The 9,320-nt window shown below is 44.4% G+C and carries 9 protein-coding genes and 1 riboswitch; all 9 genes read left to right on the top strand.

Annotation, left to right across the window (positions count from 1 at the left end; translation table 11 throughout):
* The coding region (locus ST37_RS20165) for a hypothetical protein (RefSeq protein ID WP_206780102.1) at nt 1-442 on the top strand (442 nt) is incomplete at its 5' end.
* 500 nt (nt 443-942) lie between these two features.
* Nucleotides 943-2,508 carry an EAL domain-containing protein gene (locus ST37_RS18175; RefSeq protein ID WP_084888969.1) on the top strand — a complete coding sequence of 522 codons (1,566 nt, stop codon included), beginning with the start codon at nt 943-945 and terminating at the stop codon, nt 2,506-2,508.
* 89 nt (nt 2,509-2,597) lie between these two features.
* A complete protein-coding gene (crcB, locus tag ST37_RS18170) occupies nt 2,598-2,981 on the top strand; it encodes a fluoride efflux transporter CrcB (protein WP_084888968.1) in 384 nt (127 codons plus the stop codon).
* 52 nt (nt 2,982-3,033) lie between these two features.
* A riboswitch (TPP riboswitch) is annotated at nt 3,034-3,133 on the top strand.
* A 110-nt stretch (nt 3,134-3,243) separates the two neighbouring features.
* Nucleotides 3,244-5,190, top strand: a complete 1,947-nt coding sequence (gene thiC, locus ST37_RS18165) for a phosphomethylpyrimidine synthase ThiC (protein ID WP_084888967.1) — start codon at nt 3,244-3,246, stop codon at nt 5,188-5,190.
* Nucleotides 5,187-6,443: a thiamine phosphate synthase gene (gene thiE / locus ST37_RS18160; protein WP_084888966.1), complete on the top strand. Its 1,257-nt coding sequence runs from the start codon at nt 5,187-5,189 to the stop codon at nt 6,441-6,443. The genes thiC and thiE overlap by 4 nt, the downstream gene beginning before the upstream one ends.
* Entirely contained in the window at nt 6,430-7,194 is a 765-nt protein-coding gene (locus ST37_RS18155; protein WP_084888965.1) for a HesA/MoeB/ThiF family protein, read from the top strand. The genes thiE and ST37_RS18155 overlap by 14 nt, the downstream gene beginning before the upstream one ends.
* Complete coding sequence (thiS, locus tag ST37_RS18150) at nt 7,178-7,378, top strand: sulfur carrier protein ThiS (RefSeq protein WP_084888964.1); 201 nt, start codon at nt 7,178-7,180, stop codon at nt 7,376-7,378. Before ST37_RS18155 ends, thiS begins: the two co-directional genes overlap by 17 nt.
* A gap of 1 nt (nt 7,379) precedes the next feature.
* Nucleotides 7,380-8,165, top strand: coding sequence for a thiazole synthase (locus tag ST37_RS18145; protein WP_084888963.1), 786 nt, complete (start codon nt 7,380-7,382; stop codon nt 8,163-8,165).
* Nucleotides 8,165-9,274, top strand: a complete 1,110-nt coding sequence (gene thiH / locus ST37_RS18140) for a 2-iminoacetate synthase ThiH (protein WP_084888962.1) — start codon at nt 8,165-8,167, stop codon at nt 9,272-9,274. Before ST37_RS18145 ends, thiH begins: the two co-directional genes overlap by 1 nt.
* The last annotated feature ends 46 nt before the right edge of the window (nt 9,275-9,320 follow it).

Genomic DNA, 9,320 nt, shown 5'->3' with positions numbered 1-9,320 from the left:
CAGTTGGTTAGAATACCGGCCTGTCACGCCGGGGGTCGCGGGTTCGAGTCCCGTCCACTCCGCCACTTATACAAAAACCCAGTACGAATGTGCTGGGTTTTTTGCTGTTTGGGGTAAAGTGAATTGCCCTACGGGCAACGAGTCCCGCTGGAGCGCCAGCCCGGCCGCTCCGCCACTATTTAAAAACCCAGTACGAATGTGCTGGGTTTTTTGCTATCTGGGATATAGCGATTTGCCCTACGGGCAACGAGTCCCGCTGGAGCGCCAGCCCGGCCGCTCCGCCACTATTAAAGAAACCCAGTACGATTGTGCTGGTTTTTTTGCCATTTGTCATTTGCTCATTCAATCAAGTATTTACGATATGCTACCGTTACGCTCCGCTATCGCGAAACGGGACGGTATCAGCAAAGTCAAGTCGATACCGGCCCGTTTGCGAATTTAACGACCATGAATCTGGTGAATAAAGCAGATCTATGTTTAGAAGCCCAGTACGAATGTGCTGGGTTTTTTGCTGTCTGGGGTAAAGTGGTTTGCGCTATGGACAACGAGTCCCGCTGGCGCGCCAGCCCTGTCTTTAATGAGTTTATTGCCGGCTAGGCCAAAGTAGTCCGATCTATAGAGAGCAAATTCGATTGGCGCTCTACTCGGACTACTCGATTTCACTTAAGGCAGCATAGTAAATAGGGCCTCTGTGTCTAACTAATAGACAATGCTGGAGCACTTAAAGCCTATCTGATCCATATAAGTTTCACTATCAATAATAGAAAAAAGAAGTAGGTCACTACATACAATGTTTTATTTCAAATTCATTTAGTTTGATTGTATGGTGACTAAATATAAACTATTGTTGTAAATGTATTGGAGTTATAACTCTAATGCTTATAGGGTTATTCGCCTTTAGTATCGACTAGATTTAATGATCTTCATTACCATGGAAGGGATATGTTGAAATACGGTTCAAGGCGATTTTACATCGAGCTTGCTTTTTTATGTGTGCTTTACGCTATTGCTGGGTACTATTTTATTCGCGTTAATGCATTTCAACGCATTAGCGAGTTTGTTGAGAACTATGACCTATGGCAACTTGATGAAATTGTTCTTTTACTGATATTAAGTCCATCACTATTACTGTGGCTGAGCATTCGATTGGCATGGTTAAAAAAGCAAGAGGTTGACTCTCGTCACCAGCAAGACGTCTCTAGCTTGGAGCAGCTTAAGTTTGACCCGCAAACCGGACTGCAAAACTTTCGATTTTTTGAAACTGGGTTAGATAGTCGAATCAATAGCACTTCTAATAACACTCAGTTTGTATTGTATTTGCTGTCCTTTGAAAACTACCATCAGTTGTGCGAGTCACACCATATCGACTCTGTAGACGATTCTCTTCTACAATGTATAACGATCATTCGTGATGAGTTTGCGGATCAATACTCAATCGGCCGTACGGGTCAAAATGAGATATCTATAGCATTTGAGTGCATAGGCATTGATTGTTACAAGTCGAGCATAATAATCCTTAAGACGGTGTTGACTCGAATGGCTAAATTGAGAGCACCAAAGTTGGAATGCTCAGCGTCTATTGCTTACGTGCGCTCTGATGATGACGGTGTAAACACTCGCCGTTTAATTACTAAAGCACGTAGTGCCACATTTACCCGCACAGGTTCGATTGGAACAGGTATTTACGTTTATGATCAAGAAGTCGAAAACAAGAAGTTAAACGATCTCCAGCTTGTTAGAGAGCTTATAACAGCCATAGAGAAAGATGAGTTAGAGTTGTACTACCAACCTCAGGTTGACCTCTATTTAGGCCTTACAGTGGGCTCAGAGGCGCTCATACGCTGGAACCATCCAGCAGCAGGTCTCTTAACGCCCGACAAATTTGTTCATTTACTTGATCATGATGCTATTTGTTTAAAGTACGGAGAGTGGCTGTTTAGAAAAGCAATTAAGCGGCTTACTCATCTTTCTAAAGACTTTCCACAACAAACCGTTAGCATCAATATTTGTGCTAGTCATATCCAACATCCCCGTTTCTTTTCGCAACTTACTCAAGCATTGGTTGGTCATTCAAGCTTACTAGTGAAAAACTTAGTCATTGAGGTTACAGAGTCTTTTAAACTTTCAGATCATAATACGGCGTTCGACAATATGCGAAAATGCAAAGCGCTAGGCGCAAAAGTTTCGCTGGATGATTTTGGTACCGGTTATTCGAGTCTAAACCAATTGCGAGTGCTGCCTGTCGATGAGATAAAAATAGATAGATCGTTTGTGAATAATATTCTTACCGATCACAATGATTTCAAATTAGTCAGCAGTATTCTTTCACTTGCCGAAAATTTTGAATTGGATGTGGTGACTGAAGGTGTAGAAAATTTAAATCAAATCGACAAGCTACTCATGGTAGGCTGTCGACGTGTACAGGGCTATTATTATAGTAAACCTGTCCCCGAGAAAGAGTTTGACGAGTGGCTAGAAGAATCTGCAGTGCAACCTGCGATTTTGTGACTCCTGTAACTTTTTAAAAGCAGCGTAGTTTGCCGCACAATCACCAAGAGAATATTACTCTTTTCAACTTCATTTTGTAGGGACTGGGAATGGGACAAATTCAAATTTTAAGTTTTATCGCAGTTGGCGGTGCTTTCGGTGCTTGTTCCAGGTACTTAGTTTCTGAATTGTGTGTTGCATTGTTGGGTAAAGGATTTCCCTACGGAACACTTACTGTCAATGTAGTAGGCTCACTGATGATGGGGCTATTGGTTGCCGCGTTTGAAAATGGTTCATTAGCGACTGAGCCGTGGCGTCAGATAATTGGATTAGGCTTTCTTGGGGCTCTGACCACATTCTCCACATTCTCAATGGATAATGTCCTTCTTATGCAGCAGGGTGCATTCTTTAAAATGGGATTGAATGTCTTGTTGAATGTTACATTGAGCATCACCGCGGCATGGATTGGATTTCAAATTCTCATAAAAAGCTAGCCGAACTGTCTATAATTTAGCTTGATAACTGCAACGCATTACCTATAATCAAATCCACTTGTCGGAGTGCCATTTGGCTGAGACCGTTTATTCGGGATCCGTTGAACCTGATTCAGATTAATATCTGCGAAGGAAACAAGAGTAGAAATTGATCAAAGGCGATCTCGCCTCACTTCTTCTACAGCGTTGTGAATTATCATAACGCTCTCTTGTCAGCAATTTTCCGGCAAGCATTTTTCATTCAAACGAATTAGGAAATGCTATGTCGAGTCGTAAACAGCAGCGTTTAGCTGCAAAATCTTATATTGATAACCTTTCAGTAGAATCATTCCCGAACTCAAAAAAAGTCTTCGTAAAAGGCCGTTTACCTGGTGTTGAAGTCGCCATGCGTGAGATCAGTCTCGCGGACACGTTTGTTGGCGGAACACAAGATGATCCGGTGTACGAGCCAAATGAGTCAGTACGAGTCTATGACACCTCGGGTAGCTACACTGACCCTCGCCATCAAATCGATATTTATGATGGTTTACCAAAACTTAGACAAGCGTGGATTGAGGGTCGCGATGATACCATGACCCTATCTGGAGCGTCGTCAGACTTCGCTAATGAGCGTTTGCAAGACGATACGTTAGATGACTTGCGATTTGGCAAGCTGCCAACAATTAGACATGCAAAAGAGGGGCAGTGTGTTACTCAGTTGCATTACGCTCGCAAGGGAATCGTTACCCCAGAAATGGAATACATCGCTATTCGAGAGAACTTGTGCCGATCAGAAGTGCGTGATGAAACACTAAAGCTTCAACACAAAGGTCACTCGTTCGGTGCAAGTCTGCCTGAAGATATAACGCCTGAATTTGTTCGCGACGAAGTTGCACGAGGGCGTGCGATTATACCTGCAAATATTAACCACCCAGAGAGTGAACCAATGATCATTGGCCGAAACTTTCTGGTAAAAGTGAATGCCAATATCGGTAACTCTTCAGTGTCTTCATCCATCGAGGAGGAAGTTGAGAAGCTTGTGTGGGCTACACGCTGGGGTGCCGATACGGTGATGGATCTCTCTACTGGTAGGAATATACACGAAACTCGTGAGTGGATACTACGAAACAGCCCGGTTCCAATCGGTACCGTTCCAATGTATCAAGCGCTTGAAAAAGTAAATGGTGTTGCTGAAAACCTTACGTGGGAAGTGATGCGCGATACTCTTATTGAACAAGCCGAGCAAGGGGTTGACTACTTTACTATTCACGCAGGGTTGCTATTGCGTTACGTGCCAATGACAGCAAAGCGCGTCACCGGTATTGTTTCTCGCGGTGGTTCTATCATTGCCAAATGGTGTCTTGCGCATCATAAAGAAAGCTTTCTCTATACGCACTTTGAAGAGATCTGCGAGATTTGTGCAAAGTATGACGTGTCTTTGTCACTCGGAGATGGTTTAAGGCCTGGCTCGATTGCTGATGCGAATGACGAGGCCCAGTTTGCTGAGCTACGTACTTTAGGTGAATTGACCAAAGTGGCCTGGAAGCATGATGTGCAAGTGATTATCGAAGGTCCTGGTCATGTGCCAATGCATATGATCAAAGAGAATATGGATGAGCAACTAGAGCATTGTCATGAGGCACCTTTCTATACACTAGGTCCGCTTACTACTGATGTTGCACCAGGCTATGATCATATTACCTCAGGTATTGGCGCGGCAATGATAGGCTGGTATGGCTGCGCGATGCTTTGCTATGTGACACCTAAAGAGCATCTCGGATTGCCAAACAAGCAAGATGTCAAAACGGGGTTGATCACTTACAAGTTGGCCGCTCACGCTGCGGATCTAGCAAAGGGTCACCCTGGTGCACAGGTTCGAGACAACGCCTTGTCAAAGGCTCGATTTGAGTTTCGTTGGGAAGACCAGTTTAATCTGGCACTTGATCCTGATACTGCCAAAGCGTATCACGACGAGACACTGCCTCAAGAATCAGGAAAAGTCGCTCACTTTTGTTCGATGTGCGGCCCTAAATTTTGCTCGATGAAAATTTCACAAGAAGTGCGTGAGTATGCCAATACCATTCAAATAACTAATGTCGACGGCTCTACCGAAAGTATCGCAGTCAATGGTATGAATGAAATGTCGAAGCAATTTAAAGAAAGTGGGTCTGAGCTCTATCATCAACCAGCGATGTTAGCAGACGTGAATGAAGGAACGGATAGCGTATGATTGATCCCTCATTGACGGTCGATGGCGACTCGTTTAACGGGCACTTACAGGATGTTGAACTCCTTATAGAGAGTGCCGGCCTCCTGTTTGAACCACATGCTGTTACTTCGATTGAGATGGGGGATTCTAGTCTCTTCATTCAACGAGGAGAGCATCAGTGGCGGATTGGAAGTTCACTGTTTGGTCATCAAAACTGCGAGAATCATGAGGTGTATATTGACTTTGAACCTTGTGAGCAATCTAGAGTGGACGCTGCGGCACTAGAGTGTGCGTATATAGCAGTAGGTGTCTATAGCGCTAAAACAACTTTTGATTGGGTATTGGCGGGTGACGGTGCCTCATTGGCTAAGGTTGAAGCCAGCGATTTAGATATAAGGCAACAATGGCAATACTTAGGTTATGTAGTGGGGTTGATCGTCCATCAGTTTGCATTTGATGATGCGGTGCTCATTGCGCGAAGTCTGCTAGATGTTTCACGTGGAACATGGCCAATCAGTTATGCTCAATTTGCTAGAATCCACGAGCCAACTAAGCAGATAAGTACCGGCAAAGCCGTGTCTGATAGTCAACCGACTCGTTCGTTTCCCAAGCTCATACATCAAGACATTGGGTTGTATCCGGTGGTTGAGAGTGTCGAGTGGGTTAAAAAATTGCTTGAGCTCGGTGTGAAAACGTTGCAACTACGCATAAAGGACCCAGCAGCCCCACATTTGGAAGACAGCATTAAAGACGCCATTGATGAGGCGAAGAGATATGGCGCACAGCTGTTCATTAATGATTACTGGGAGCTCGCTTGTAAGTACAACGCATATGGGGTGCACTTAGGTCAAGAAGATCTCTTGACCGCGGACTTGGTGTTGATGCAAAAGAAGCAAGTTAGGCTAGGGTTGTCAACTCACGGCTATTACGAGTTGTTAAGGGCTGCATCGTTAAGCCCTAGTTACATTGCACTTGGTCATATTTTCCCTACCACAACAAAGCAAATGCCATCGTTACCACAAGGGTTGAATCGACTAAAACGGTATCAAGAATTAGTGAATACATTACCTACAGCACAACGCTTGGAAGTCGGATACCCAACGGTTGCAATTGGCGGAATCAACCTAGAAAATGCGTCTAAGGTTCTAAAGTGTGGCGTGACAACAGTAGCGGTTGTAAGGGCAGTCACGGAGTCTTTAGACCTGTCGAAAACATTAGATCAGTTTGGACAATTATTAGAGCGGCCTTGTGGAGATTGTGATGCTAACGGATAGAGAGTTTATGCGATACAACAGACAATTGAGTCTGTACGACATTGGTGAAAGTGGTCAACTTAATCTTAAGCAGTCTCATGTTCTAATTGTTGGTTGTGGCGGTCTCGGCTCATCTGCTGCGTTATTTTTGGCTGCATCTGGAGTAGGCCGACTTGTCGTTGCTGACGGTGATAATGTTGATAGCAGTAACTTACAGCGACAAATCGTTTTTCGTGAAGTTAACCAAGACAGTAATAAAGCGACTGCGATGGCAGAGCAGTTAACGCAACTCAACAGCCACGTTTCGGTTAGAGCCATTCCAAAGCACCTTGACGGAATGCAGCTACAAATGGAAATCAGCTTGGCAGACGTGGTGCTTGATTGTACCGACAATATAGAGACTCGACACGCTATCAACAGCGCCTGTTTTAGTACCCAAACCCCACTAATTTCTGGGTCCGCGATTGGTTGGCAAGGGCAACTTGCCTGCTTCGATTATCAACAACACACACCTTGCTATCGGTGTTTGTATGCCTTCGAACATATGGCTGCCGGAACGAAATGCAGTGATGCTGGAATAATGGGACCAGTGGTTGGCATTATTGGAAACTACCAGGCTCTACAAGCGATTAAATTTATTTCCAAGCAAGATCGAAGTCAGTTCGGCAAGCTCTTTCTGTTCGATGCTCAATACTTAGACTGGCGCTCTTTAAACTTGTCCAGAGATCCTAGCTGTTCTGTTTGCGGAGGTGAGCATGAAACTACGCTTTAACGGCGAAGAGGTGACGTTTGAAGAACGTCTGTGTTTAGACGCTTTCGTCTTGAGCATGAAGTGCGAAACGGGACATTGCGCGATTGCTGTAAACAATCAAGTGATACCTCGGAGTCAATGGAACCTTACCTTATTAAACGATGGAGATGTGGTGTCCGTGTTTAATGCGATCGCAGGAGGCTAATATGCTCACAATAGCGAATAAAACTTTCCAGTCTCGTTTGCTTACTGGAACCGGTAAGTTTTCAAGTGGTGACGTGATGCGAAATGCTATCGTCGCGAGTGGTTCAGAAATGGCGACTTTGGCGCTTAAAAGAATGGATTCTGATCAACCTGCAAGTGATATTGTGCAGCCAATACGTAACGCCAACGTTGCCTTATTGCCTAATACGTCCGGGGCAAAAACGGCCCAAGACGCAATTTTTGCCGCTCACATTGCTCGAGAAGCACTTCAAACGAATTGGTTGAAACTGGAAATACACCCCGATCCTAAATATTTGATGCCAGACCCAATTGAAACACTGAAAGCCGCTGAGCAGTTAGTTAAGGATGGCTTCATAGTTTTACCTTATTGCCATGCCGATCCTGTTCTATGTAAGCGTTTAGAGGACGTGGGATGCGCTGCAGTGATGCCGCTAGGCGCTCCAATAGGGTCGAATAAAGGTCTTGTTAGTCGTGATTTTCTTGAAATCATCATAGACCAAGCAAAGGTTCCAGTAATAGTCGATGCGGGGATAGGCGCGCCATCTCACGCTGCACTAGCAATGGAAATGGGAGCTGATGCTGTTTTGGTGAATACGGCTATTGCAGCGGCTCAACACCCAATCAATATGGCCCGTGCATTTAAAGCAGCGGTTGAAGCCGGTAGATTGGCTTTTGAAGCTGGGTTAGCAAGTCGCTCTACACACGCTATAGCGTCGAGTCCATTGACCGATTTTCTAGACTCCCTTAGCTCAGAAGAGGCGTGCTAGTGGCGTTTGTTGACGAGTTTAATCGTCTTGATCCAGTGGATGTTCAACTTTCGATTTTATCGAAAACTAAAGCAGACGTTGAGCGCGCACTGAGTAAGAGCAAGCTTGATACAGAAGACTTTAAGGCTCTCATTTCACCCGCGGCAGAAGCTTATATTGAACCGATGGCTCAGCGGGCGTATAGCTTAACGCGTCGTCGATTTGGGCACACAATTTCGCTTTATATTCCATTATACCTCTCTAACTTATGTGCTAATGCGTGTACGTACTGTGGGTTCTCGATGGAAAACAAAATCAAGCGTAAAACCTTAAATACAAATGAAATTGAAGCGGAAATGAAAGTCATTAAATCCATGGGGTTTGATAGCTTACTTTTAGTCACAGGAGAACATCAAACTAAGGTTGGTATGAATTACTTTAGGTCGGTGTTACCTCAGATAAAAGAGCAGTTTTCTTATCTTGCAATGGAAGTGCAACCGCTCGACACCATTGAATACGAAGAGCTAAAAAGGTTGGGCTTGAATGCCGTTATGGTTTATCAAGAGACGTATAATCGCTCTACCTACGCCGCGCATCACTTGCGTGGTGCAAAGATGGATTTCGACTATCGACTTGGCACACCAGAACGGCTAGCCTCTGCGGGTATCGATAAAGTCGGTTTAGGCGCGCTCATCGGTTTGGATGATTGGCGTACCGATTGCTATTTTACTGCATTGCATTTGAATTACCTTGAACGCCACTATTGGAAAACACGGTATTCAATCTCGTTTCCTCGCTTACGTCCTTGTGAGGGGAGTGTACAACCCAAATCCATTATGAACGATAAACAACTGGTGCAACTTATCTGTGCTTATCGTTTACTTAATCCTGAGTTAGAGTTGTCTTTATCTACACGCGAAGAGGCAGAGTTTAGAGATAAGCTTGTTCCACTAGGTATAACCTCAATGTCTGCAGCATCAAAAACCCAACCCGGTGGTTACGCAAATTCTGAGATTGAGTTAGAGCAATTTGAAATCAGTGACGAGAGAAGTGCAAAAGATGTAGCAAAAGCGATAGAACGTATTGGTTTTCAGCCGGTTTGGAAAGACTGGCATTGTGCTTACTCTTAAGGGTATAAATAAGAGGTTTCACGTGAAACCTCTTATTTTTGTTACG

Source organism: Vibrio sp. qd031 (assembly GCF_002100145.1).
Classification (GTDB): Bacteria; Pseudomonadota; Gammaproteobacteria; order Enterobacterales; family Vibrionaceae; genus Vibrio.
The sequence above is the reverse complement of the archived record's forward strand: the minus strand, read 5'-3'. Positions and strand labels throughout refer to the sequence as shown.

Excerpts from the sequence above, each read along its gene's own strand:
- ST37_RS18175 (WP_084888969.1), top strand. The coding sequence starts at position 943 with ATGTTGAAATACGGTTCAAGGCGATTTTACATCGAGCTTGCTTTTTTA.
- crcB (WP_084888968.1), top strand. The coding sequence starts at position 2,598 with ATGGGACAAATTCAAATTTTAAGTTTTATCGCAGTTGGCGGTGCTTTC.
- thiC (WP_084888967.1), top strand. The coding sequence starts at position 3,244 with ATGTCGAGTCGTAAACAGCAGCGTTTAGCTGCAAAATCTTATATTGAT.
- thiE (WP_084888966.1), top strand. The coding sequence starts at position 5,187 with ATGATTGATCCCTCATTGACGGTCGATGGCGACTCGTTTAACGGGCAC.
- ST37_RS18155 (WP_084888965.1), top strand. The coding sequence starts at position 6,430 with ATGCTAACGGATAGAGAGTTTATGCGATACAACAGACAATTGAGTCTG.
- thiS (WP_084888964.1), top strand. The coding sequence starts at position 7,178 with ATGAAACTACGCTTTAACGGCGAAGAGGTGACGTTTGAAGAACGTCTG.
- ST37_RS18145 (WP_084888963.1), top strand. The coding sequence starts at position 7,380 with ATGCTCACAATAGCGAATAAAACTTTCCAGTCTCGTTTGCTTACTGGA.